A 25,026-nucleotide genomic window follows, 5' to 3' on the forward strand; every position below is an offset into this window, starting at 1 on the left:
CCGACGCAGCGCGAGACGCCGCGCACAGCATGCAAGCGGCCATTGATGACGTCACGCACAGTACGCGCGCCATGGCGGGCGGCCTGATGCGAAGACTGTCGATAGGCGTCCATCACCTGGAAGCCCCCGTGGCCGATCTGCTGATCGGTCTGGAACTGACCGCCGAACAAGCCCGAGAATTCGCCAAGAACGGCTTCGTCAGCTTGAAGCGTCTGTCGGTAGGCTCGGGCTACGGCGCGCTATCGCTCGTCAGCCTCTACTTTCTGCACGACAGCGTACAAACCAGCCTGGAATCCGCTCGAAACGCGGTGGGCGCGGAGCATGCAGAGGCGATGGCTGCGTTGTACGGAGCGGGCATCGGCATGCTAGGCGCGGGTGTCGAGGCGGGCGGGTTGGCGGTCAGTGTGGCAGGCGAGGCGGTCCAGCCGTTTATGCGGAGGATTGCGAATGCGGAGCTGGGCGTGGTCGCGAAGGCGATTGGGTTGGGGAAGGGGTTGGTGAAAGCGGGTGGGGCGATAGCGGCGTTGGGGGGAGTGGCGGATGGGGTTGGGAGTATGCGCGCCTTGTTGCGTGTTGCGAGGCAAGGCGATACATCAGCAGGACTGGCAAATGTAGTTGCCGCAGTTTTGTCAATCCTCGGAGGTGGCTTTGCCTGGGCTGGCGCGATTGGCAGCGGCGCGCTACTCGGGCCCTTGGGGATCGGTGTTGCGCTTGGGCTCGCGGCCTTTATCGCCGCAGGCACAGCAAAGAAACTGGAGTCGGATGCCCTGGAACTTTGGGCGCGACAGTCATATTTCGGAAAAGCCGAAATGGAGTTGAGGTGGGCCGAGGGGCATCAGATGGACTTTGCCGTTGCTGCGCTAAATGCCGCCGTTTTGGGAATGGAGGCATCCCTTGGATTTGACCCTGACAAGCGTGCCGTAGATTTGGATGGGCTGATCATAATGGACGTTTTGCAGGCTAAGGAAACAGGTGGATTTGAATACGGCACCGTGTTGAGCTATCGGGTCGTTCTCCCCGGTTTCGATCCCATCAGGTCACGCTACGAATTTACTCTGAGCATTGAGCAATTTGGCGTGGCGAAAGGTCGACGTAGCCAAGCGGTAGCGTCGGCTGTGCTCGCATCGGTGTATCACAACAGTCAAGTCGAAGCGCCCAAGTTGAGCGTTGCGCCTGAGCTAGTCCCGGAACAGATTTGGATGCCGGTCGAGGAGAGCCCCGTGTTGCGTTGCCGCTATTGGCTTGGAGGCGCGCACGCTCTCAATAGCGCCACCATCGATATTCGCTACTGGCCAAACAAGGATGATGAGCTCGGACATGCCTGGCTATGCCGCAGGGAGCAGCCCTGATGCCCAGTCCTATGCTCGACCCGCCGTGTCCGGGGTGGAAGCGCGATTTGCCGGGACCGACTGACCCGCCCAAGGCGTTGGGTGGTCCAGAGCAGCCGCCAAACTACCTGGATGGCATCTATTTGGAACTGTCCAGACGTTCTTCGAGTGTCCGAGGAACCTTTGTTGTAACTGTTCCGTTGTGCGCCTACGCCTTCATTTGGCAGCCGACTATTGCCATCCGCTACGACTGGTTTTCGTCCGGGGATATGACGGATCGACTAATTGCTTTGTTCGTTATTGCGCTTTGTTCCGCAGGCTATTTTTACTTGGCCGCGTTTCTATACCACATAGACGTTTCTACACCACGCGATTTACCGATTCGGTTCAATCGAGTCCGTCGCAGGATCTACGTCTATGGGTTCCACCAGGTATGGTGGAATCCCTTCGGGGGCCGTTATGCAACCACCGCCAGCCACGACTGGAACGATGTGCGAGCCGAAGTGTGGGAGCAATGGGGGCCTACCGCCGGTGGTGGTCTCATCATCAAGTGGGGCGTCTCAATCGCCATCGTCAAGCCCGGTACGAACGAGGTCATCGAACGTTTCCACCTCAGCACCTACAACCAAGACCTGGACAATCTCTGGGCCTACGTCTGCACCTACATGCAACTAGGCCCCGACGCCTTGCCCCCGTCCGACATCGAACCACGCGATGCGAATGACGTGCCGGCATACAACCTGGCGCTGCGTTGGGCGCCGTTGGTTGAATGGCCCGAGGCAATGGATATCGAATCCCGGAGCGCGCCGTGATCCGCGATACCAGAGTGAATCAAGCTCGCGAAACAGCCAGAGGCTGACCCCTCCGCTGCCTTACTTCCAGCCACCGCCCCACCGCCTTCCTCCACGCCTCACTTCGCGATGCGCGCATCCAGACTGTTATCCGCCAGCGCCTTCGCCTGATCCTGCGTCATGCCCAAATGCTCATGCAGCGCCTGAAAATTCTCGGTGACATACCCGCCGAAATAAGCCGGATCATCGGAATTCACGGTGACCTTCACGCCCGCGTCCAGCAGCGACAGGATGTTGTGGTCGCGCATGTGTTCGAAGACGCGTAGCCGGGTGTTGGATAGCGGACAGACGGTCAAGGGGATCTGTTCGTCGATCAGCCGCGCGATCAGGTTCGGGTCTTCGGCAGCGCGCACGCCGTGGTCCACGCGCAGCACCTTCAACAGGTCCAGCGCTTCCCAGATGTACTCGGGTGGGCCTTCTTCGCCCGCATGCGCCACGGCGGGCAGCCCTTCGGCGCGGGCGCGGTCGAAGACGCGCTGGAACAAACGGGGCGGGAAACCTTTTTCGCTGCTGTCCAGGCCGACGGCGATGAATGCGTCGCGAAAGGGCAGGGCCTGGTCCAGCGTGCGCATGGCTTGCTCTTCGGGCAGGTGGCGCAGGAAGCTCAGGATCAGCCCGCTGGATACGCCCAACTGCTTGCGGCCGTCTTCCAATGCGCGGCTGATGCCATCCAGCACGACCTGGAACGGAATACCGCGATCGGTGTGCGTTTGCGGATCGAAGAAGGGTTCGGTGTGCACCACGTTCTGCTCGCGGCACTTCAACAGGTAGGCCCAGGTCAGGTCGTAGAAGTCCTGCTCGGTACGCAGCACGTCCGCGCCCATGTAATACAGGTCCAGAAATTCCTGAAGGTTGCCGTAGTTGTAGGCGCCGCGCAGCGCATCGATGTCGGGCCAGGGCAGCGCAACACCGTTGCGTTGCGCCAGCTGGAACAGCAGCTCGGGTTCCAGCGAGCCTTCCAGGTGCAGGTGCAGTTCCGCCTTGGGCAGTGCGTTGAGCCAGTCGTACATGGGTGCTCCGAAAAAAAAGGGGCGTGTTCAGATAAAGAGGATCGGCGAAAAGTGCCGGCGTTATAACGAACGATCACGCGGCCAGCGCGATGTCGTCCGCTTCGATGGCCTGCGCCAGATGCGCCGCGAAAGCGCGGGCCTGTCGGGTGCTGGGGCGGTCGCGCCGCCAGATCGCGGCAAGCGGGGACTTCTTGATCGCGGGGCGCGCGGGCAGCACGACCAGTTCGCCGCGAGCCTGGCGCACCGTGGCCACGCTGCCGGGCAGCATCCACAGGTAGTGCCCGTCCAGCAGCATTTCGCGGCCAAACTCCAGGGACAGGGCGCCGATCATATCCGGAATCGCCAAACCGGCCTGGCGCAGGGACATTTCCAGCTCGCCTCGGATACGGCTTCCAGGCAACGCGGTGATCCAGGGGTAAGCCACATAGTCAGCCAGCGTCGTGCCTGCCACCCCGGCCAACGGATGGTGCGTGGCGCAACCGAGCACGACGGCGTCTTCCAGCAAGGTGGTGGAACGATAGATCTGCGGGTTGACGGTGGACGAAAATCGGCTGATCAGCACGTCCAGCGCGCCCGCATCCAGGTCTTCGATCAGGCGTTCGTGCGTGCCGATCTCGATGGTCAGCGTGATGCGCGGATAGGCTCGTCGAAACGAGCGCGCCGCCTGCGCCACCGGCCAGCCGGCAAACATCGAGAAGCAGCCGACGGTCAGACTGCCTTCGTCGCCGCGCGACACGGCGGCCAGGTCGATCTCTGCCTTGCGAAAATCCGTCAGCAGCAGGCGGGCGTGGCGGCACATCGCCTCGCCCAGCGGCGTGCAGGTGGTGCCCTTGGCCGTGCGCTCGAACAGGCGCGCGCCCACCAGCTCTTCGATCTCGGCGATGGCGCGCGACAAGCCGGATTGCGTGCTGTGCAGCTGCGCCGCCGCTTTGGACAGGTTGCCCAGCTCGGAGACGGTCAGCACGATTTCCAGGTGCCGGATGCGAAGTTTGCCTCGGAACGGTGTCATGGTGCGTGGCCGGTGGAGATGTGCCGATTATTCTCCGCCGCGCACCGCTTGGCAACGGCGGGGCGGGTTTCAGATATAGTTCAGCGCCGATCCCGGCTGGACGCGCGCAACCATGAATTCATCCCTATTTTCCGCCCAACCGCTTGCTACGCCCTGCGCGAGCCGCGCGCGTTCGCTTGTCCGCATGGGGGCGGCCGGCCTGTTGACGTTGACCTTGGCCGCTTGCGGCCTGTCGCGCGTGGATGAAGTGGCCGTCACGTGGCCGTCGTTCAAAAGCGGCGAGCCGGTGGTGCTGCCTTCGGATCCCGCGCAATGTCCGGAGCTGGCGGGCACCTATCGCGCCCGGGGCGAATTGCGCGCGGGCGAAGAAAACGGGGCGTTAAAGGACTTGCACACCTTCTTCCTGTATCCGCTGGACTTGCCCGGCATGCGCGAATCGCTGCTGCCGGAATGGCGGTCGACGGATCAGGCGACTGTGTCGATGGCGGCCGAGGGCCGGGGCTGGAGCGTGCTGGCGCTGGACGGGCAGGGCGCGAGGTCCGCCGCGCGGCTGCCGATGCAGGACGGCGCGCAGGATATGACGGCCATGCCGGGCGATGCGCGTTTGAACATGCCCGACGGCATCCGGCGCTACACCGGCTGCACCCAGGGCAGGCTATGGGTCAGCGTGCGGCACGATTGGCGCCAGCATGAAGCCATGGGTGTGCGACGCCACGTGGCAATGTTTCGACCTCAGGATGGCGGCCTGCTGGTGACGGTGCAGCGCGAGTCTGACAGCATCGGCTTGCTGCCGTGGTATTCCAACGAAAGCAGCGTGTCGCAATATTGGTTCGCACCGGTTCAGCCCTGATTTTCATCCCGTATTTCATGCCCCCATGACTCGTAAAAACCTGCTTATCGTTGCCTTGGTCTTCATCGCCTTCATCCTGCTGACCGCGTTGTTCTGGCGGCAGCAGTTTGCGCATAACCCGCCTTCGCTGCGCGGCATGATCGAAGACCCGGTGGGCAATGACGCGCACGTGTATGGCGAGTCGCCGCGTCAGGACGCCCTGGCGCAGCGCGCCTTGCTGGCCGATGCGCAGCGCGGCAATCCCGATGCGCAATACGTGCAGGCGATGATTCTGGAACAGACGGATATGAAAGCCGCACTGCACTGGTACGAAGCCGCCGCCGCGCAAGGCCTGGAGGCGGCCATCGAACGCTTGCAGCAGCTGCGCGGCAACGCGGCGCCTCGGTAGATTGCAGTGGATACGCCCGGCGCGAAGCGACCTGAAGCCGCATCCACCAGCGTGGGGCTTGAGCCGGGCGTAGACGACCACGCAGCCGGCGGTGCGGGGCAGTCAGCGTATCCCCAGGCTGACGTCTCGCGCGCCCGTTTCATAGCGGGGCCGCTCGGGCCGCATGTGCTTGAAATGGTGTTGACCGGCTGGGCCAGCATGCTGGCCGTCTTCGCTGTGGAATTCCTGTCGCTGCTGTATCTGGGCACCTTGCAGGACGAAGCCGTGATGGGCGCGGTGGGCTTTGGGTCGATGACGCAGTTCACGATCACGTCCGTGTGCATCGGCGTCACCGTGGGCGGCGCCGCGCTGGTGTCGCGCGCACTGGGCGCGGGCAATGCGCCGCGCGCGCGCACGTTGGCCGGTGCGTCGCTCATCTTGATGGCAGGGTCCGCGCTGGTGGCCGGTGTCCTCTTTTTGGCGGCAATCGGCCCGTTCACGGCGGCGATCAATTTGGCGCCCGACATGCGCGAACACCTGTTGTCCTACGTGCTGATCACGACGCCGTTCGCAGTAGTGATGGGCATCGGCATGATGTTGTCCAACCTGCTGCGGGCATCGGGGCGCGGCAGGCAGTCCATGTGGGTGCTGTTGGCGGGCACGACGACGGTGGCGGTGCTGGATCCCATCGTCATCTTCGTGCTGGACGGCGGCATGCAAGGCATTGCGTGGGCGGGCGGGGTGGGGCGCATGGCCACCGTGGCGTTGGGCGGCTGGTTGGTGTTCCGCAAGCATCGCCTGGTGGCTTGGCCTGGGCGGGCCGCGCTGCTTGGCGATCTGGCCGCCATAGGCAGGATCGCGCTGCCGGCCGCATTGACCGCGCTGGCGACGCCAGCGGCCGTGATCTTCACCGTGTCGACCTACGCCACGTTCGGCCCCAGCGTCATGGCGGGGGGGACGGGGGGCGACCGCGTGCTGCAACTGGCTTATTCGCTTTACTTCGTGCTGCCCGGCGCGATAGGCCCCATTCTTGGACAGAACCTGGGCGCGGGCCAATGGGACCGTGTCAGGCAGGCGGTAAGCCTGACGTCGCGCTGGGCTGTGGTGTATGGCCTGGGTGCGGCGACCTTGCTGGCCCTGGCCGCGCCGTGGGTGGCCGACCTGTTCCGCATGACGGGGCCGGGGCGTGACCTGGTGATTTTCTTTTGCCGCTACGGCAGCTTCGCCTGGGCAGTAAACAGCCTGTTCTTCGTGTCGATCGCCGTGTTCAACAACCTGGGGTACGCCACGTATTCGACGATGATCGGTTGGCTGCGGTCCACGGTAGGCACGATCCCGTTTGTGTGGCTGGGCGCGCACTATGGTGGCGCCGAGGGCGTGCTGCTGGGACAGGCGCTGGGCTTTGCGGTGTTCAGCCTGATTGCGATGGCGGTCTGCCTGCGTGTGTTGCGCGCGCCGCCGGTCGATAAAGCGCAGTCCCACGCGGCCTGACGTCAGGCGGGGCGGCAAGGGGCGACGCAAAAACATCACTGCCCCTCGTTCGATTTCGGCGGCCGGTCGCGGTACGATCCGGGCTGACTTGGATTTTTCAGGAATACCATGCTTCTGCGTTCTTCACGCCCTCGAATCGATTCCCCTGGCCTGTCGCGCCTTGTGTTGGCGGCGGCCATCATCGCCGTCGCGGGCGCTGCTCAGGCGCAATCGCCTGCGTCCGCCACCGGCACGCGCGTGCAGAGCGCACCTGCGCCGGCCCAGCCGCCGCTGACGCCCAAGCGCAGCTTTGACGACGTTGTTGCCGAGCAGGAAGCCACAAAGGCCGGCACCGCAACGCCCGCTCCGGCCCCCGCGACGTCGTCGGCGCCCGCTGCCGCTCCGGCCGCCGCTGCCACGCCGGCCAGTGCGACGCCCGCCGCCACTGCTGCTCCGGCCGCCACTGCTCCGGCCGCCGCGGCCCCCGCCGCTACCGGGACGCCCGCTACCGCCGCTACCGGGACGCCCGCTACCGCCGCTACCGCCGCGCCTGCCGCCGCCGCGCCGACGGTCATCATTCCGACCGAGCTCGACACGAAGGCGTGTATCGCCAAGTTGCGCAAGGGTGCCACCGCCAATGGCCTGACCGTGGCGGATTGGGACAAATACACAGCCAGCGCCAAGCTTCTGCCCACTACCGTTGCGTCCGCCAAGGGCCAGCCCGAAGGGCGCGAAAGCTGGTGGGACTACATCGCCAAGACCGTGGACGACGAACGCGTCAATGACGGCCTGGCGGTGATGAAGAAGGTGGGTCCGCAACTGGCCACCATCAGCCAGCAATACCAGGTGGACCCCGCCACGCTGGTGGCGATTTTTGGTATTGAAACCAACTACGGCCGGCAGATCGGCAAGACTGACGTGCTGAACGCCTGGTTGACGCGCGCCTGCACGGAAAACAAAACGCTGTGGGAAAAAAACGCCTACGCCTCGGTGCGCCTGCTGCGTGACGGCACGGTGCCGGCGGACAGCTTCGTGGGTTCCTGGAGCGGCGCTTTCGGGATGACGCAGTTCATTCCGACGTCCTTCTACGAACTGGCCGCCGATGGCGACGGCGATGGCCGCATCGATCTTTACAATTCGCTGCCTGACGCGCTGGCGTCTACCGCCAACCATCTGCGCAAGCGCCGCGCCAAGTGGACGCATGGGCTGCCGGCCGTGGTGGAAGTGCGCGTGCCGGCCGAATTGGCCGCCGCCATCCCGCCCGAACCGGACGCGGAGTACGTGGGCTCGCAAGACCGCCGCACGATTGCCCAGTGGGCGCAGGCCGGCTTGAAGCAGGGTGATGGGTCGGTGCTGAAGCTGCCGTCGGGCAATGACGAGCAAGCCTATCTGTTCGCGCCCACCGGCGCCAAGGGGCCGGTGTTTCTGGCGACGGTGAACTTTGACGCCATCCTGCATTACAACCAGTCGCGCCGTTATGGACTGGCGGTGTCGTTGCTGCTGAACCGCTTGCAGGGCCGCCCGGGCATCATCGCGGCGTGGCCGACAGATGACCCCGGCCTGTCGCGCGCCGAGATCAAGCAGTTGCAGGAAGAGCTGTACGGCCGGGGCTACGACGTGGGCGAGGCGGACGGCATACCCGGCGCCAAGACCCGCGACGCGGTGCGCGCCGAACAGGAACGCCGCAACCTGCCGCAAGATGGGCGGGTGGGCAAACGCATTCTGGATGCGCTGAAGGCCGACAAGCCCGACGCCCTGCGCGCGCGGCCCGCGAAGTAAGCCCGCCGTACCGGGGCGGCTACTGTCATGCGTCGCCTTGCGCCGCTATGATGTAGCCGCCCCGTTTTCTTTTCGACTGTCATGCCGCACGCCGCATTTCCTGACGTTTTCCTGACACCCCGCTTGCGCGCCGAGCGCATGCGTCAGTCGCACCTGCCGTTCATCACGCAGATGCATGCCAATGCGGACGTGATGGCCACCATGGGCGGTACGCGCGACGCCGCCGCCAGCCGGTTGTACTTGGCGCAAAACGTGGCCCATTGGCTGGACCATGGCTACGGCATGTATGTGCTGCAAACGCGGGAGCATGGCGCGTTGGCAGGGCGCGCCGGCCTGAAGTTCACGCTTACCGATGAAGGCGGCGCCATCGAGCTTGCCTACGCGTTCGAGCCGGATTGCTGGGGCCGGGGTTACGCCGTCGAGATCGCAACGGCACTGGTCGGATTGGGTTTCAGGCTGCTGCCGGTGGACACGTTGTGCGCGGTCGCGATCCGATCCAACGCGGCATCGCGCCGGGTGTTGGAAAAGATCGGCATGCGCCTGCTTGGCGATGTGGAGGCGGCAGCTGACAACGCCAACGCCAACAACGCCAACAACGCCAACGCCAAGCCCGACTCCAACACCAAGGTCCGCTACGAGATCCACCGCAGGCACTGGCGCGACCAGCAAGACGTGGCCGATGCAAATACAGCGTTGCCGTCGCGTTAACATCCGGCCATGAGCACCCGCCTACCGACCCCTCCCGACGACGATCCCATCCCCGTCCCGCCGGAACCGCCCGCGCCGGATGAATGCTGCAACAGCGGCTGCATCCCCTGCGTGTACGACCGGTATGACGAAGCCATGGAAAACTATCGCCAGGCCTTGAAAGCCTGGCGTAGCCGCCATGAGGCGGTCAGCCCGCCAGCTTCATGTGAATGATGGGGAAGGGGCGGCCGGCGTCATCGTGCGCCGAGCGGCCGGTGTCGACGAACCCGTAGTGCTTGTAGAAGCCATGCGCCTGCGGGTTTTGTTCATTGACGTCCACCAGCAGGGTGCCATGCAGCGAACGGGCAAAGTTCAGCAGACGGCGGCCCGCGCCCTTGCCGCGCTTGCTGGCATCCACGAACAGCATGTCGACCTTGTTGCCCGTCAGCCCCATGAAGCCGGCGATGTCGCCGTCTTCGTCTTCGCAGACCCACACCCGCACGGACGGCAGGTAGGTGTTGAGGATCTGCGGGTACATGCCCTGGATTTCTTTTTCGGTCAGGAAGGAATGCGTGGCGCGCACCGAACGGAGCCAGATGTCCGCCAGGGCCAGGTCGTCGCCGTGATTGCGTTCTCGGATATTCATTTCTTATTGGTCTTTACAGCCCTGAGCGGTACAGGTCAGTCGCCGCCAGGACGGTTTCCATTTGCACAGTATGCGCGAAGATAAAGCGGTCGCCGTAGACCGTTTCATCCGGAAACTCGGAAATCAGCGCCAGCGGAAGTTCTTCGCGGTCGGTCTCGGTGATCTGCACGGGAATGCCGTTCATGACATCGAAACCCGTTTCGAGCGCATGCGCGTGAAACAGTTCCAATTGGCGCGCATTGAATTCCACCAGCCCCGGCACGTTACGCGCCAGCCGCGCGGTGACGCCTTCTATCAAGCGGCGCGCTCGGTCGCGCCAGCCCGGATGATGGCGCAGCACCAGGAAGAATCCCTTGGGAATCGTCCACAGTTCAAAATTGCGGGGCAGGTAGCCCGATAGCGGCCGGGTCCATTCGTGCGCGGGGTAGCCGTGCAAGTTGATGTGCAATTGCGCGCCGCTGATGGCATGCGCCTGATGGCGCCCGTCGCGTTCGAAAAACGGGGCGTGCTCGCGATACGCGATGTCGTCGCCTAGCGCGCTGTAGCGCGAGGCATGCAGCATGTGGCGCGGGTGGTGTTCGCGCAGGCGGTTGAACAGGGCGTATCCATCGGGGTTTTCCAAGGCGATCAGCGCGAAGTGCGCGTCGCCGCGTTCGGCCAGCGCCTGGGTGGCGCGCAATGCGCCGACGACGCCCGAGGTTTCATTGGCATGCTGCGCGCCCGAAATGAACACGGCGGGGCCGGGGCCACGGACATAAGTCCCCAGCACCGGGCGGCCTTGACGCGACACTGCCTGGAAGGTGTCGCCGCCAAAAGCCGCCACACAGCCGGCGATCTGGCCCGCCGTCAGGGGCTCGCGGCACTGCGCCAACGGGGCGTTGGGCGGCACGGGCGTGACCGGTGCGACGTGCGTAAACGGCTCAAGCGATATCTGCACGCGCGCCGCGCCGTCATGCCGGCGGATGTCGGGAATGATCTGGCCCGGTTGCAAGCCGCGGTCACCCGACGGGCGGCCGGAATGATGCTGGAAATGTTCCAGCAACGTGAAATACACGTCCTCGTGCAGGGCTTCGAAGGTGCTGACGATTTCTTCGTCTACCGGCAGCGCGAAGTCCATGCCGGGCAGGTCCACGCGGATCTCCAGGCGGTCGAAATACGGTTCATGCGCGCCCCACGGGTGGTTGCGCACCGTGTCCACGATGCTGCGGAACGCCTGCTGGTATTCAGTCGATTGCGCGCCATCGGTTTGCACGACGCCGTCGGCGTCCTGCACGCGCAGCCAACCGGTAGGCGACAGTTCGGGCGTGCCATCCTGGGCCGCGCCCACGACGTTGGGGGCGAACACGCGTGCGTCAACCTTGCGGCCGTCGGCGTAGGTCAGGGTGACGTCGTAATGCAAGTCGTTGGCGCCGGCCTGCATGACGACGCGCACGCCGTCCAGCAAAGCAATCAGCGGATACGCTTCGAGCGTGAAGCGCTTGGCCTGCGCGTGTTCATGCAGCGGGTAGCGCACCAGCGCGGACACCAGGCCCTCGCGCTGGACGTCTTCCAAAAAGAAATGCAGCAGCGGCTTGTAGGCGCTGCGAAAACGCGCGGTGACGCCGGCCTGCGCCAGCCGGGCCTGCGCCGCGCGGCGGGCTTGCACGCCTTCGAACAGCCAGCCTTCCACGACCGCGCCACGCCAGGCGGGCGCCAGGTAGGCATGGGTCCAGGCGTCCAGCGTGCGGTCAAATGTTTTATCAAGCAAAGACATGCTTTGTGTTCCTTCGGGGTTCAGGCGGCATCCTGCAAATTCACAAATGCCCCTTGCGGGGCATTTGGTCTTTTACACCTTTCCGGTGGGGTCCAGGCGGTCGCGCAGCCAATCGCCCAGCAGGTTCAGACCTAACACGGTCAGCATGATCGCCACGCCGGGAAAGACGCTGACCCACCATGCGGTCTGCATATACGTGCGGCCATCGGCCAGCATGCCGCCCCAGCTGGGAATCATGGGATCCACGCCCAGACCCAGGAAGGTCAGGCTGCTTTCCAGAAGGATGTTGTTGGCCACGTTCAAGGTCATCAGGATCACCAGCGGGCCCAGCAGGTTGGGCACGATGTGGTGGCGGATCATGGCCAGGTCGCGCACGCCGAAGGCGCGGGCGGCCAGCACGAATTCGCGTTCGCGCAGCGCCAGCACCTGGGCGCGCACCAGCCGCGCATACTGCACCCACTGCGACACGATCATGAAGAAGATCACGTTGAACAGGCCGCCGCCCAGGATGGCAATGAACGTGATGGCCACCAGGATGAAAGGCAGCGCCAGCTGCACGTCGGCAAAGCGCATGACGATCATGTCCCAGAAGCCGCGGTAATAGCCGGCGATCAGGCCCATGACGATGCCCAGCAGCGCGCCGCCGATCACGGACGCAAAGCCCACCATCAACGAGATCTTGCCGCCGACGATGACACGCGCCAGCACGTCGCGGCCCAGCGGGTCGGTGCCGAAGGGATGCGCGGCCGACGTGAACGGGGCCATCAGGCGGGCGGCCAGGTCCATGGATTCGCCGCCATCGGGAAACAGCCAGCCGGACGTCAGCACCAACAGGATCATCACGCCGGTCAGCAACGCGCCCAGCACGAATTCCAGCGAACGATAGCGGCTGCGTGGCTTGAAAGGCTTGGGCGCGGCGGCGGTGGAGGAGGTTGTCTGCATAAGGCTCAACGCGTGCGGATACGGGGGTCGACGATGCCGTAGGCGATGTCGACGATCAGGTTGACCAGGACGATGACGGTGGCCAGCACGGTGACCGTGCCTTGCAGCACCGGGTAGTCGCGGCCCGAAATGGCGTCGAACGCCAGCGTGCCCAGGCCCGGCCAGTTAAAGACCATTTCAATGACGACGATGCCGCCGATCAGGCCGCCAAATTGCAGGCCCAGGTACGTGATGAGCGGAATCGCGCAATTGCGCAGCGCATGCTTGTACAGCACCACGCGTTCCTTCAGGCCCTTGCTGCGCGCCACCATGATGTATTGCGCCGACAGCGTTTCCAGCATGGTTGTGCGTACCAGGCGGATGTTGGTGGCGCTAAGGATGATGGCCATCGTCAGCGACGGCAGCACCAGGCTGGCCGGTCCGCTCCAGCCCGAAGGCGGCAACAGCGGAAAGGTGATCGACAGCAGCAGCACCAGCATCAGCGCCAGCCAGAAGTTTGGAAACGACAGGCCCACCAGCGACAGGATGCGGATGGCCTGGTCGGTGGCCTTGCCGCGCTTGATGGCCGCCTGAATGCCCAGCGGCAGCGAGATCAGAATTGACACGATCAACGACGTAAACGCCAGCATCAGCGTGGCGGGCAGGGCGTCGCCGATCAACTTGGCGACAGACGTGCCGCCCATGAAGCTGCGGCCGAAATCGCCGTGCAACAGCCCTTGCATGTACGACAGGTATTGTTCGTGGAAGGGGCGGTTCAGGCCCAGCGCCTGGCGGATGTTGGCCAGGTCTTGTTCGGTCACGCTGCCCGACCCCTGGCTGAGCATCAGCGCGGGGTCGCCGGTCAGGCGTACTGCATAGGAAACCAGCAATGTCACGGCGACGATCACGAAGACCGCCTGCAACACGCGCTTAATAAGAAATCCGGTCATGAGGCGCCGCCCCGGTTTTCACCGGAGCGGATCAGTGAGTGAATGCTATGAGTCCTGCTCGAACCCTGCCAGGGAGGGCCGCGAGCCCGGCCTTGCCGGCCGCGGGCTTGTCCCTGGGGCGAAGCGCCTGGCGCTTCGGGGCCGTTACTCCACGCTGGTCTGAAGGAAACGGAAGCGGATATCGCCGGGCACTTCCAGGTTCTTGACGCGCTTGTTCACGCCCACGATCGTGTTCAGGCTGTACAGCGGCATTTCCAGCGCCTGATCGGCGACGTACGTAGCGATTTCCTGCAACATGGCTTCGCGCTTCTTCACGTCATAGACGGTGCGTTGCGCTTCCAACATGGCGTTCAGCTTGGCGTCGTTGTCGTACGGGTTCCATTTCTGGCCCGTGTGGTACATCAGGTACGCGGTGTTGTCGTAGTCGTACGTCCAGCCGCCCCATTGGTTCTGCCACATCTCGCCCGTCTTGCCGCCCGGGATGATGTCGTTGAGCAGCACGCCGGTTTCATACGGCTTGATGGTGGCGCGCACGCCCACGCCTTGCAGATAGCCGGACACGGCCTGGGCCACTTCGCGGAAGTTCGAATCGCTGCCGCGCACGTCGATCTGCACGGTGGCGCCCGGCTTCACGCCGGCGGCGGCCAGCAGCTTCTTGGCTTCGGCGGGGTTGAAGGGCAGCGGCTTTTGGTCGGGGTTGTAGCCGAACGATTGCGGGCCCTGGAAGCTGGCAATGACCTTGGCCTGGCCCAGCAGCAGCTGCTTGACGATGGCCTCGCGGTCCACCGCCATGATCAGCGCGCGGCGCACGTCACGGTTCTGCGTGATGCCGCCGCTGGTCTTGTAGCGCAGGGCAAAGGCAACCGGGCCGCCCGTCGAGATAACGTCGGCGTTGCCCGACTTCTTCACCGTTTCGATCAGGCCCAGCGGGATCAGCGTGGCAATGTCGATGCGGCCGGCTTGCAGCTCGGCCACTTGCGTGCCGGGTTCGCTGATGAAGCGGTACACGACCTTGTCCAGCTTGGGCTTGCCGCCCCAGTAGTCGTCGTTGCGCGCCAAGGTCACGTTGACCTTGGGCTGGTAGCTTTCAAACTTGAACGGGCCGGTGCCGACCGGGTTCGTGTTGAAGTAGTCCTCGCCTTTTTCCTTGATGTACTTGGGCGGCACGATCATGGCGCCGTAGCCGGCCAGCTTGGTCAAGAGCACGGGGTCCGGCTGCTTCAGGATGAAGTCGACGGTGTACTCGTCCACCACCTTGATTTCGCCGATGGAATCGTAGTTGGACTTTTGCGGGCCCTTGGCGCCTTCCGCGCCCAGCAGGCGTTCAAACGTGAACTTCACGGCTTCGGCGTTGAAGGGTTCGCCGTTATGGAACTTGACGCCTTCGCGCAGCTTGAAGCGTAGGCGCTTGTTGTCGTCCAGGTATTCCCAGCTGGTGGCCAGGCCGGGTTGCAGCTTCAGGTCGGCGCCGCGCATGGTCAGGCCGTCATACAGGTTGCCGCCCACCGAGCCCCAGAACGTCACAAAGGTGTCGATGGGATCCCAGCTGCCCGGGTCCTGGTTGATGGCTACGCTGAGCGTGCCGGCGGCATGCGCGGTCGAGAAGACGGCGGGCATCGCGCCGCCCAACGCCAGGGTCAGGGCGGTGGCGGTGAAGGTGGTGCGTAGGAATTGCATGTTCGCTCCAGGGACGGGAACTCGGATCACACCGAGGAAAAATGGGGGGCTGAGGCTAGGCCGCGCGGGCCACTTGGTGGCCGGGCGCGAATTCAGTCAGCGGAATAATGGCCGGTTCGTCGCCGACGCGGCGTACCGGGCTAGGGATTTCACCTTCGATCAGCGACGTGTCGATGTGGCGGCCGGGCTCGGCCACCGGCACAGCGGCCAGCAGCTTGCGCGTGTACGGGTGCTGCGGCGATTCAAAGATCTGCCGGCGCGTGCCCAGTTCCACGATCTGGCCCAGGTACAGCACCGCGACACGATGGCTGACTTTTTCCACCACCGCCATGTCGTGCGTGATGAACAGGTACGACAGGCCGCGGTCTTTTTGCAGATCCATCAGCAGGTTCAGGATCTGCGCCTGGATGGACACGTCCAGCGCCGACACGGATTCGTCGGCAATGATCAGCTTGGGGTTGCTGGCCAGGGCGCGCGCGATGCACACGCGCTGACGCTGGCCACCCGAGAATTCATGCGGATAGCGCTTGGCATGCTCGGGCTTCAAGCCCACCTGTTCCAGCAGCTCGCCCACTCGGCGCGCGATGGCGTCTTCGCCATGCAGCAAGCCGTGCGTGCGGATCGGTTCGGCAATGCTGAAAGCCACCGTCTTGCGCGGGTCCAGAGACGCGTACGGGTCCTGGAAGATGTACTGGATTTCCTGGCGCAGGCGTTGGCGGCCGGCGGCGTCCATCGAAAAAATGTCCTGGCCGTTGTAGCGCACGGCGCCCGAGGTGGGGGCCACCAGCTGCTGCAAGGTCTTGCCGATGGTCGACTTGCCGCTGCCGGACTCGCCCACCAGCGCCAGCGTTTCGCCGGGATAGACGTCAAAGCTGACTTCTTCCACGGCGTGCACGCGGTGCGTGACGCGGCCGAACAAATTGTGGCCGACGTCAAAACGCGTCGTCAGTTTTTCCACGCGCAGCACGGGGGCGTCGTAGGTGGCCGTGTCTTGTTCGCGGGTTTCGCCCACTTCGCGCAGCGTGTCGCCTTCCAGCACGGTTTGCGGCGTGCGCAGCGGCAGGTCGCGGCCGGTCAGGCTGCCCAGGCGCGGCACGGCGGCCAGCAGCGCGCGCGTGTACGGGTGCTTGGGCGCATTGAAAATCTGCTCGACGGTGCCTTGTTCGACTTTCTTGCCACGCAGCATCACGACCACGTCGTCGGCCATCTCGGCCACCACGCCCATGTCATGCGTGATGAAGATGACGGCGGTGCCCAGGTCGCGTTGCAGTTCGCGGATGGTGTTCAGGATCTGTGCCTGGATGGTGACGTCCAGCGCGGTGGTGGGTTCGTCGGCGATCAGCAGGCGCGGCTGGCACGACAGTGCCATGGCGATCATCACGCGCTGGCGCATGCCGCCCGACAGTTGATGCGGATAGCGGTCCAGCAGCTGCTCGGCGTCCGGCAGGCGCACCTTGTCCAGCAGCTTGCGCGCGGACGCGCGTGCGGCCGAGCGCGACAGCTGCTGGTGCAGCATGATGGCTTCCACGATCTGGTCGCCGATGGTGAACACGGGGTTCAGCGACGTCATCGGTTCCTGGAAGATCATCGCGATGTCGTTGCCGCGAATGGCGCGCATCTGCTCGTCGGTGGCACGGGTCAGATCGGTTTCGCGGCCGTTGTCGTCGCGAAACAGGATCTGGCCGGTGGCGATGCGCCCGTTCGAGTAATCCGTCAGCCGCATGATCGCCATGGACGTGACGGACTTGCCCGAACCGGACTCGCCAACAATCGCCAGCGTCCGGCCCGGCTGGACGTCAAAGTCCAGGCCGTCGACGGCGCGAAACACGCCGTTGTCGGTATTGAAGTCAACCGATACGCCGCGCACGGACAGCAGCGGGGCGGATGAAGAAGCGGTGGTGCTAGACAACGTGGATTCTCACAGCGAGGTGGCGGCGCGGGCAGCCTGGTCGTACAGGCCCGACAGGGCGCGCAAGGTGTTGGCCAGCTGGTGGCTGGCTTCGTCCGCGGCGGGCGAGTCGATGAACGACTTGACCAGGCACTGCTCGCGCACTTCGGCGTAACGCGCAATGGCGGCGGCGCCGGCGTCGGTGGTGGTGTAGATCACTTCCTTGCCCGTCTTGGCGCTTTGCACGACGCCCAGCCGCTCAAGTTTCTTAAGCGAATAGTTCACCAGGTGCGTGTCTTCGACGTTCAGGGTGAAGCAGATGTCGGCCAGCTTCTTGCCGCGTCCACGGTGATACACGTGGTTCAGCACCAGGATGTCCAGCGAGGTCAGATCGGGCAGGCCGGCGCAGGCCATGCAGCGCACCATCCAGCGGTTGAACGCGTGCGACGCGATGATCAGGCCAAATTCCACCTCGGATAACTGCGGGGCGGACGTGGCCAGATGGGCGGAAGAAACGATGGCGTCCCGGATGGAGGCAGACATGGCAGGTGTAAAGGGACGGATCGATGACAAAACGTTGGCGAATTATTGACGATTTGTTGTTATGCAGGCATTCGGGATAACCCTGGGTAATAAGGGCCAGTGCCGGGCGCACACCTACAAGCGGTGCGAGAGGCGAGGGCTACTCAGATCCATTTTAGTAATCGTCCTGGTGCTGATTGGGAATCTTCTGATAGTTCTTGCGCGGCCGCTCCCTATCATTTTTCAATCGCTTTGGCCTCAAGTCGGACACGGGCCGCCTTGAGGCCAAAGCCCTTGAAAATCACAATAAAAATGGAAGTGGGATGCGGGATCTCAAGACGTTACTTAAGCGGGTGCTGTTCAAGTTGTCCCCAAGAACGGCCGAACGGTTGAATATCGATTTCCGCCTTCGCGCGCCGAACCGCGACTTTTTGGAGGAATCCGTATTCGGTTATCTGAATGAAATGGCGGCCGTAGCGGACCACGACATCAAAACCCTGTTCGTGGGCATCGACAAGCACAACTGGCATTACCCGCGCTTATTGCTATGCCAGTTTCATTCGCTGGATATCGAGGCGCGCAAGGCAGTTTATGGGCGGCCGGGTAGCCATTGGACGGGGAGCGCCATCCACATGGCGGATCACTATGGCCCGAACGCATTCGAAGTGGTGGTGGCAAACGGCTTGTTGGGTTTCGGTATTAATAACGCAGCCGAGTTCAGGCGTCTGCTGACGCAATGCGAACTCGTATTAAAGCCGGGTGGCCTGCTGGTGCTGGGCTATAACGACCGACCGGATCGGGCACCGTTTCCAGTGATGCCCGTAGTACGCGAGTATTTCGAATCGTTCGTGCCGCCGATTGTCGGGGTGCAGGCCGACATTCATCGCGTGGACGACGACTTTCAGCACGTGTTCGTCTTTGCTAAAAAGCGCAAGGTGCCGCCTCGCCAGGCGCGACTAACCGACATGGCAGAGGCCACCTCCGGCGTCTGAAAAATCTATGCAGGAGCGCTTTCCCGTAGCGACCACGTCCCGTCGTCGCCGCACGTTAAATAGTGCGTTGGGCCGATCCGGTCCAGGAACGCCGCATCGTGCGACACCACCACCATGGCGCCGGGGTAATGCGCCAACGCGTCTTCCAGCGCCTGCGCCGAGGCCATATCCAGGTGGTTCGTGGGTTCGTCCAGCAACAGCAACTGCGCGGGTTGCTTGCGCCACAACGCGCAGGCCAGCGCCGCCTTGATGCGTTCACCGCCGCTTAACGTGGCTGCGGGCGCCTGGACCTGCGCTGCGCCCAGGCCCAGCAGGGCCAGCCGGCTGCGCGATTCTCCCGGTGACAGCGGCGCGCCCTGCGCCTCCAGGGTTTGCAATAGCGACGCGTTTGCGGGCAATGCGTTTGCCGGCAATGCGCTTGCGGGCAATGCGTTTGCAGGCCATGCGCTTGCAGGCAATGCATTTGCGGCCTGGTCCAGCATCGCGGTGGGCACGCGCACGTCGCAGCGGCCGGCACGCGGGGCAAGCACACCGGCCAACATCGCCAGCAGTGTGCTTTTGCCGCAGCCGTTGGGGCCTTGGATTGCCAGCCGGAACGGGCCGTCCAAGGTCAAGCTAAGCGGCTTGGCGCGGGGCGGCCAAGGGGGCAGGGCGGCCTCCAGGTGTAGAACGCGCCGCCCGGCCGGCACCGTGGTGTCGGGCAATGCCAGCGCCACGTCCGCGGCCGTGGGGGCCAGCGAGGCGGCCTGTCTGACGGCGACGTCCAAGGCGGCGGCGGCGTCCTGACGGCGCTGGCGATCACGTCCCGCGTGCGCTTGTGCGCTGGCCTTTTTGCCGCCCAGCAACACGGCGGCCTGATTGGTTTCGCGGGCGTTGCGGCTGTTGCGCGCGGTGCGCTGCTGCTGGGCGTCGTGCTGTTGCCGCAGCGCACGCAGGCCCTTGGCCCGTTCATGGCGCGCATGCGCCAGGGCCGTGTGCGCGGCGGCGTCCTGGCTGTCGCGTTGCGCGCGCCAGGCGCTGTAGTTGCCGGCGTGGCCGCGAAGGGCGGCGTTGTCCAGTTCGACGATGCTGTCCATGGCGTCCAGCAAGCGGCGGTCGTGGCTGACGACGATCAGCGCGCCGCGCCATGCGTGGATTTTTTCTGTCAGCCAATCGCGGGCGCGCGTGTCCAGGTGGTTGGTGGGTTCGTCCAGCAACAGGGCGTCGGCGCCTTGCAGGAAGGCGCCGGCCAGTGCCACGCGGGTCAACTCGCCGCCACTTGCCGCGCAGGCGGGATGTGCGGGTTGCCAGTCCGGCAGGGCGGCGTCGGCCAGCATGCGCGCCCAGTCTTGATGGATCAGCCAATGGCCTTCCGCCAAGTCAAAGTCTGCCCGGTCGGTGCTGCCTGCTTCGATGTTGGCCAAGGCGCGAAACACCGGACCCAGGCCCGCAACATCCGCCAGCGTGGCGGTATCGGGCCAAGCCGGCGTCTGCGCCACATGGGCCAGTTTCCCGTGGCGCACAACGCGGCCGGACTGCGGCGGCAGGGTGCCGAGCATGACACGCAGCAGCACTGATTTACCCGCGCCGTTGCGCCCGATGACGCCATGGCGGACGCGCGCGAAGTCGTGGGTGACGTCGTCTAGCAGCACGCGGCCGTCGGGCAGCGCGAAGCTGACATGCTGCAAACCAAGGAAGGGCGACGCCGAATGCGTCAAGGGCTGCGCCGGGGGCGGCGCGCTGGATGACCGGGCCATGGATAGCTCTCCGAAATAATGAAACGCTTTGCGCGGCAGTGGCCATAGGGCAGCGCACTGCAAGGCAAAGGGAAATCAAAGGGAGTGCTTAAAGAATCATGGCCTGGGGGGTCTCCGGGATAGTGCGGGCGGCACTGGCGTTCGAACCGCATCGTACGCGAAAGTTCCCGCCCCGGCCCACCGACGTAGCCCCTTCAGGTCTCCAACAGCCGCAGATCGGGCGGCCGGTTTTCAATGATGGCTTCCATGCTGAAAAAGCCCGTCACAGTCGACAGTTCGAAGTCGGTGATGAGCTTTTGGTAGAAGCGGTCGTAGCCGGCCATGCCCCGACAGACCACCTTGATCAGGTAGTCCCAATCGCCACCGATGCGATAGAACTCGGTCACTTCGGGCAGGCGCTCGACGTGTTCGCGAAAGCCGTCGGCCCAGGCCTTGGCGTGGTGGCTGGTTCGGATCATCACAAACACGGTCAGGTCCAGCCCCAGCGCCACCAGGCTGACCTCGGCGCGGGTGCCGCGAATGATGCCGCAGGCGTTCAAGCGCTGTAGCCGGCGCCAGCACGCGTTCTGCGAAAGGCCGACCCGGTCGGCCAGCTCGCGCTGGGACAGGGAACCGTCTTTTTGCAGGCAAGCAATGATGCTCAGATCAAGCTTGTCTATTTTCTCCATCCGTTCGTTCATATGACCCGAGTTATATCGATTTACGCAAAATAACGGTGATGTTTGTTGTCGGCTTCCATCGTATGATATTTCGCATCAATTGGAAGACTTATCATGACGACGCTTACCGCCTCGGCCACGGCCGGGGCCTCAAACACCGCAAGTCCCTTGCAGCAGTTTCAAGACAGCCTGGCATCCCCCGACATCGCGGCCCAGCTTGCCGATGGCCTGATTGGCAAAGACGCGTTCGTCGACGGCCCGTTTGGCCGCAAGCCGCTGGTCTATGCCGACTACGTGGCCTCGGGCCGCGCGCTGATGCAGGTCGAGCGCTTTGTCATGGAACAGGTGCTTCCGTATTACGCGAATTCGCACACCGAAGCCTCGTATTGCGGCGGTTTCATTACCCGCTTGCGCCGCGAGGCCCGCGCCGCTGTCGCGCGTTGCTGCGGCGCCACCGACGCCCATGCCGTGATTTTCGCCGGGTCCGGCGCCACGGCGGGCATCAACCGCCTGGTGCATTTGTTTGGCGTGCATGCGGCGGTAGCGGCAGGCAAGCCCGTCCGCGTCATCATCGGCCCGTACGAGCACCATTCCAATATCTTGCCGTGGCGCGAATGCGGCGCGCAGATTGTGGAAGTTGCCGAAGCCGCCGAGGGCGGTCCCGACTTGGCGGCGCTGGACGCCGCGCTGAACGCGCCCGCCGGCACGCTGCTGATCTGCGCGTTGTCGGCCGCGTCGAACGTGACCGGCATCGTGGCCGATGTGGCCGGCATCACGCGGCGCGTCAAGCAGGCGGGCGCCAAGATGTTGTGGGACTACGCGGGCGGCGCGCCGTACCTGCCGGTCCGTATGTCGCCGGCACCCAATGCGCACATCGACGCCATTGTGTTCTCGCCGCATAAATTCATTGGCGGGCCGGGCGCATCCGGTGTGCTGATCGTTCGCCGCGATGCGGTGATCGACACCACGCCCACCTGGCCGGGCGGCGGCACCGTCAAATTCGTGTCGCCCGAGGGTCATGATTACAGCGCCAGCCTGGAATCGCGCGAAGAAGCGGGTACGCCCAACGTGGTGGGCGACATCCGCGCCGCCTTGGTGCTGCTGGTCAAGGAAGCGCTGGGCGCCGACTTCATGCGCGAGCGCAACGCGCATTTCGTGCAGCGCGCGCTTGCTGCCTGGCAAGGCGCGGAACCCCTGGAATTGCTGGGCTCGCTGACGGCCGAGCGCTTGCCGATCTTCTCGTTTCGGGTACGCGACGGCAAGGGCGGCTATGTGCACCAGCAATTGGTGACGCGCATGTTGAGCGACCGTTTCGGCATCCAGGCGCGTGGGGGGTGCGCCTGCGCGGGGCCGTATGTGCACCGGCTGCTGGACATCGGGCCGGCGCAGTCGCGGCAGATGCGGCAAGCCATCCTGGACGGCCGCGAGATTGAAAAGCCCGGCTTCATCCGCCTGAACTTCAGTGTGCTGTTGCCGGACGCCAAGGCGGATTTCATCCTGGAGTCCGTGCTGGCACTGGCGGCCGACGCGACGCAGTTCGAATCGCGTTACGGCTTCGATCCCAGCCGCGCCATTTTCTACCCGCAAAGCGTGGAAATGGAAATGACGATCTGAACGATCAGCAAGGCGGCGGGACAACGGAGGGCAAGGGCCAATGGGCTTATTGACCGACCGGTCGGCCCTGCGACCCCGCTTTCCGTCCGTTCTGCGTTTTTAGTCCGCGGTCAGTCTTTCATCTGGCGGCCGCAGGTGCGGACCCACGCCGCCTTTGCGTCGGCCAACTCGTCCGACGCGCGAGTCAGGTCGCGCACGACCGACTCCGAGAACGTCGTGCCGTTGCGGCGGCACGCCTCGAAATCATCGACCAGCGCATAGCGGGCATCCAGCAGGTCCAGCCGACCCTGGCACAGCTCGCGGTTCAATTGCAGATTGTTGGCGGCTTCGCGCGTGCGCTGCACATCCTGCGCGCGCTTGATCGAGCGCAGTTGCTCGTCGACGCGCGACACACACGCGTCGTCCGCGTGCGCGGACCCGGCGGCGCATGCCGTCAGGATCAAAAAAACGGCCAGGGGCCGGCGGGGGTTTGCTGCCATGCGAAAAGCCTTGGTATGACGTGGTGTGCATCATAACTGGTGCGAAAAATGCCCCGTGACATGGTGCGCCGCACGCCTGCCACTGCATGGAAAACCAGTATGGTGAATCGCCCGAACGCGTCTACCATCAATCAGCACATCAATCAGCACATCAATCACCGGTCACATTTTCAAAATGACCCGACCCGCAACGGGATCGGGCGCCTTCTTGGCTGCTGTTCTGTTTTATCAACACGTACGTTGGAGATGAAAGAGAATGACGACACCCCTCATTACGGTCGACCTGGACCAGTCCCCTTACGAAAACAAGCACATCCATAATCGGTGGCACCCCGATATCCCCATGGCCGTCTGGGTCAAGCCGGGCGACGACTTCGTGCTGGAAACCTATGACTGGACCGGCGGCGCCATCAAGAACGACGACAGCGCCGACGACGTGCGCGATGTGGACCTGTCCACCGTGCACTTTCTGTCGGGGCCGGTGGGCGTAGAAGGCGCGCAACCCGGTGACTTGCTGGTGGTTGACCTGCTGGATATCGGCGCCAAGCCGGACAGCCTGTGGGGGTTCAACGGCTTTTTCAGCCGCAATAACGGGGGCGGTTTCCTGACCGAACATTTCCCCCATGCGCAAAAATCCATCTGGGATTTTCACGGCATGTTCACGTCGTCCCGCCATATCCCCGGGGTGAATTTCGCGGGCCTGATCCATCCGGGCCTGATCGGTTGCCTGCCCGACAAGAAGCTGCTGCAAACGTGGAACCGGCGCGAACAGGCGCTGATCGACACCAACCCCAACCGTGTACCGCCGCTGGCGAACCCGCCCGCGCCCAAGACGGCCCACATGGGCGCATTGCAAGGTGCTGACCGCGACCGCGCAGCAGCCGAGGGCGCACGTACCGTGCCGCCGCGCGAGCACGGCGGCAACTGCGATATCAAGGACTTGTCGCGGGGCGCCCGCGTGTTCTTCCCGGTGTACGTCGATGGCGGCGGCTTGTCGGTCGGCGATCTGCACTTCTCGCAGGGCGATGGCGAAATCACGTTCTGCGGCGCGATCGAAATGGCGGGCTGGGTGCACATGCGCGTGTCGCTCATCAAGGGCGGCATGGAAAAGTACGCCATCAAGAACCCGATCTTCAAGCCCAGCCCCATCACCCCGGCCTACAAGGACTACCTGATCTTCGAAGGCATCTCGGTGGACGAAGAAGGCAAGCAGCACTACCTGGACGTGAACGTGGCGTACCGGCAGGCGTGCCTGAACGCCATCGAATACCTGAAGAAATTCGGCTATTCCGGCGCCCAGGCCTATTCGCTTCTGGGCTGCGCGCCCGTGCAAGGCCACATCAGCGGCGTGGTCGACATCCCCAATTCCTGCGCCACGCTGTGGCTGCCCACCGAGATCTTTGACTTCGATATCCAGCCCTCGGCATCCGGGCCGATCAAACATATCCAGGGCGGGGTAGACATGCCGCTGTCACGCGACCGCCAGGAGAACCGCGATGCCCATGTATGACTATTCCTGCGGCGGATGCGGCGACTTTGCCGCGTTGCGGCCGCTGGCGCAATGGCGCGACCCGGCCGCGTGCCCGCAATGCGGCGCGTTGTCCGCGCGCATCATCGGCGGCGCGCCGGCCATTTCGGCCTTGTCGTCCGCCGTGAACCGCGCGCGCGCGGTCAATGAGCGCAGCGCAAACGAGCCGCGCAGCTCGCGCGCGGGCCATGGCATGAACTGCGGGTGTTGCTCGGGCGGCCGCGCGTCCGGCAAGACGCGCACCAGCACCGACGGGGCGAAGTCCTTCGCGGGCGCCAGGCCCTGGATGATCAGCCACTAGCCAAGCGCG

At 64.3% G+C, this 25,026-nt stretch carries 24 protein-coding genes; 12 read left to right on the top strand and 12 right to left on the bottom strand.

Features of this window, described 5'->3' with window-relative positions; genetic code table 11:
- Both YH64_RS24860 and YH64_RS30645 read left to right on the top strand, forming a co-directional pair.
- A partial coding sequence (locus YH64_RS24860; protein WP_221935921.1) for a hypothetical protein occupies positions 1–1,349 on the top strand: 1,349 nt, incomplete at its 5' end.
- Positions 1,349–2,140, top strand: a complete 792-nt coding sequence (locus YH64_RS30645) for a DUF6708 domain-containing protein (RefSeq protein ID WP_255444728.1) — start codon at positions 1,349–1,351, stop codon at positions 2,138–2,140. The genes YH64_RS24860 and YH64_RS30645, both read left to right, overlap by 1 nt.
- Before the next feature lie 98 nt (positions 2,141–2,238).
- On the opposite strand, the gene YH64_RS24870 is transcribed toward YH64_RS30645, so the two are convergent.
- Together YH64_RS24870 and YH64_RS24875 are read right to left on the bottom strand one after the other, a co-directional pair.
- Positions 2,239–3,189, bottom strand: a complete 951-nt coding sequence (locus YH64_RS24870; RefSeq protein WP_046806965.1) for an adenosine deaminase — start codon at positions 3,187–3,189, stop codon at positions 2,239–2,241.
- A 73-nt stretch (positions 3,190–3,262) separates the two neighbouring features.
- Entirely contained in the window at positions 3,263–4,198 is a 936-nt protein-coding gene (locus YH64_RS24875; RefSeq protein ID WP_046806966.1) for a LysR family transcriptional regulator, read from the bottom strand.
- 112 nt (positions 4,199–4,310) lie between these two features.
- Here YH64_RS24875 and YH64_RS24880 point away from each other — a divergent pair, with 112 nt between their 5' ends.
- The 6 genes from YH64_RS24880 to YH64_RS24905 all read left to right on the top strand — a co-directional run bounded on the left by YH64_RS24880 (position 4,311) and on the right by YH64_RS24905 (position 9,585).
- Complete coding sequence (locus YH64_RS24880; RefSeq protein WP_255444729.1) at positions 4,311–5,048, top strand: hypothetical protein; 738 nt, start codon at positions 4,311–4,313, stop codon at positions 5,046–5,048.
- 25 nt (positions 5,049–5,073) lie between these two features.
- Complete coding sequence (locus YH64_RS24885) at positions 5,074–5,436, top strand: hypothetical protein (RefSeq protein WP_046806968.1); 363 nt, start codon at positions 5,074–5,076, stop codon at positions 5,434–5,436.
- Positions 5,437–5,442: 6 nt separating this feature from the next.
- On the top strand, positions 5,443–6,906 hold the full coding sequence (locus YH64_RS24890; protein WP_255444730.1) for an MATE family efflux transporter: 1,464 nt from the start codon (positions 5,443–5,445) through the stop codon (positions 6,904–6,906).
- Between the two features lie 108 nt (positions 6,907–7,014).
- Positions 7,015–8,664: a lytic murein transglycosylase gene (locus YH64_RS24895; protein WP_046806969.1), complete on the top strand. Its 1,650-nt coding sequence runs from the start codon at positions 7,015–7,017 to the stop codon at positions 8,662–8,664.
- 138 nt (positions 8,665–8,802) lie between these two features.
- Positions 8,803–9,372, top strand: a complete 570-nt coding sequence (locus YH64_RS24900) for a GNAT family N-acetyltransferase (RefSeq protein WP_370512777.1) — start codon at positions 8,803–8,805, stop codon at positions 9,370–9,372.
- A gap of 9 nt (positions 9,373–9,381) precedes the next feature.
- Positions 9,382–9,585 (top strand): oxidoreductase-like domain-containing protein, encoded by a 204-nt coding sequence (locus YH64_RS24905; protein ID WP_082134625.1) that lies wholly within the window; start codon positions 9,382–9,384, stop codon positions 9,583–9,585.
- Here the strand turns inward: YH64_RS24905 and YH64_RS24910 are convergent.
- The 7 genes from YH64_RS24910 to YH64_RS24940 form a co-directional block, all read right to left on the bottom strand.
- Entirely contained in the window at positions 9,560–9,997 is a 438-nt protein-coding gene (locus YH64_RS24910; RefSeq protein WP_046806971.1) for an acetyltransferase, read from the bottom strand. The two genes, YH64_RS24905 and YH64_RS24910, sit on opposite strands and share 26 nt — an antisense overlap.
- A gap of 13 nt (positions 9,998–10,010) precedes the next feature.
- Complete coding sequence (locus tag YH64_RS24915) at positions 10,011–11,750, bottom strand: peptidase M14 (protein WP_046806972.1); 1,740 nt, start codon at positions 11,748–11,750, stop codon at positions 10,011–10,013.
- Between the two features lie 72 nt (positions 11,751–11,822).
- Positions 11,823–12,692: an ABC transporter permease gene (locus tag YH64_RS24920; protein ID WP_046806973.1), complete on the bottom strand. Its 870-nt coding sequence runs from the start codon at positions 12,690–12,692 to the stop codon at positions 11,823–11,825.
- A gap of 5 nt (positions 12,693–12,697) precedes the next feature.
- Positions 12,698–13,621, bottom strand: coding sequence for an ABC transporter permease (locus YH64_RS24925; RefSeq protein ID WP_046806974.1), 924 nt, complete (start codon positions 13,619–13,621; stop codon positions 12,698–12,700).
- Between the two features lie 144 nt (positions 13,622–13,765).
- On the bottom strand, positions 13,766–15,298 hold the full coding sequence (locus YH64_RS24930) for an ABC transporter substrate-binding protein (protein WP_046806975.1): 1,533 nt from the start codon (positions 15,296–15,298) through the stop codon (positions 13,766–13,768).
- Between the two features lie 55 nt (positions 15,299–15,353).
- Positions 15,354–17,207 carry a dipeptide ABC transporter ATP-binding protein gene (locus YH64_RS24935; RefSeq protein WP_046806976.1) on the bottom strand — a complete coding sequence of 618 codons (1,854 nt, stop codon included), beginning with the start codon at positions 17,205–17,207 and terminating at the stop codon, positions 15,354–15,356.
- Positions 17,208–17,216: 9 nt separating this feature from the next.
- Positions 17,217–17,729, bottom strand: coding sequence for a winged helix DNA-binding protein (locus tag YH64_RS24940; RefSeq protein ID WP_046806977.1), 513 nt, complete (start codon positions 17,727–17,729; stop codon positions 17,217–17,219).
- A gap of 197 nt (positions 17,730–17,926) precedes the next feature.
- Here YH64_RS24940 and YH64_RS24945 point away from each other — a divergent pair, with 197 nt between their 5' ends.
- A complete protein-coding gene (locus YH64_RS24945) occupies positions 17,927–18,700 on the top strand; it encodes a hypothetical protein (RefSeq protein ID WP_255444731.1) in 774 nt (257 codons plus the stop codon).
- 5 nt (positions 18,701–18,705) lie between these two features.
- On the opposite strand, the gene YH64_RS24950 is transcribed toward YH64_RS24945, so the two are convergent.
- Positions 18,706–20,436 (bottom strand): ABC-F family ATP-binding cassette domain-containing protein, encoded by a 1,731-nt coding sequence (locus YH64_RS24950; RefSeq protein ID WP_052946099.1) that lies wholly within the window; start codon positions 20,434–20,436, stop codon positions 18,706–18,708.
- A 194-nt stretch (positions 20,437–20,630) separates the two neighbouring features.
- On the bottom strand, positions 20,631–21,104 hold the full coding sequence (locus YH64_RS24955) for an Lrp/AsnC family transcriptional regulator (protein ID WP_255444732.1): 474 nt from the start codon (positions 21,102–21,104) through the stop codon (positions 20,631–20,633).
- Between the two features lie 105 nt (positions 21,105–21,209).
- Between YH64_RS24955 and YH64_RS24960 the strand changes: the two genes are divergently transcribed.
- Positions 21,210–22,709, top strand: a complete 1,500-nt coding sequence (locus YH64_RS24960) for an aminotransferase class V-fold PLP-dependent enzyme (protein ID WP_046806980.1) — start codon at positions 21,210–21,212, stop codon at positions 22,707–22,709.
- Positions 22,710–22,819: 110 nt separating this feature from the next.
- Here the strand turns inward: YH64_RS24960 and YH64_RS24965 are convergent, their stop codons facing one another.
- Entirely contained in the window at positions 22,820–23,188 is a 369-nt protein-coding gene (locus YH64_RS24965; protein ID WP_046806981.1) for a hypothetical protein, read from the bottom strand.
- A 256-nt stretch (positions 23,189–23,444) separates the two neighbouring features.
- Here YH64_RS24965 and fmdA point away from each other — a divergent pair, with 256 nt between their 5' ends.
- Both fmdA and YH64_RS24975 read left to right on the top strand, forming a co-directional pair.
- The gene (gene fmdA, locus YH64_RS24970; protein ID WP_046806982.1) at positions 23,445–24,698 is read left to right on the top strand and encodes a formamidase; all 1,254 of its coding nucleotides are present in this window, start codon (positions 23,445–23,447) and stop codon (positions 24,696–24,698) included.
- Positions 24,685–25,017: a zinc ribbon domain-containing protein gene (locus YH64_RS24975; protein ID WP_046806983.1), complete on the top strand. Its 333-nt coding sequence runs from the start codon at positions 24,685–24,687 to the stop codon at positions 25,015–25,017. Before fmdA ends, YH64_RS24975 begins: the two co-directional genes overlap by 14 nt.
- Positions 25,018–25,026 lie beyond the last annotated feature (9 nt).

Origin of the sequence: Achromobacter sp. LC458 (assembly GCF_001005835.2) — a bacterium.
Lineage (GTDB): Bacteria > Pseudomonadota > Gammaproteobacteria > Burkholderiales > Burkholderiaceae_B > Achromobacter > Achromobacter spanius_B.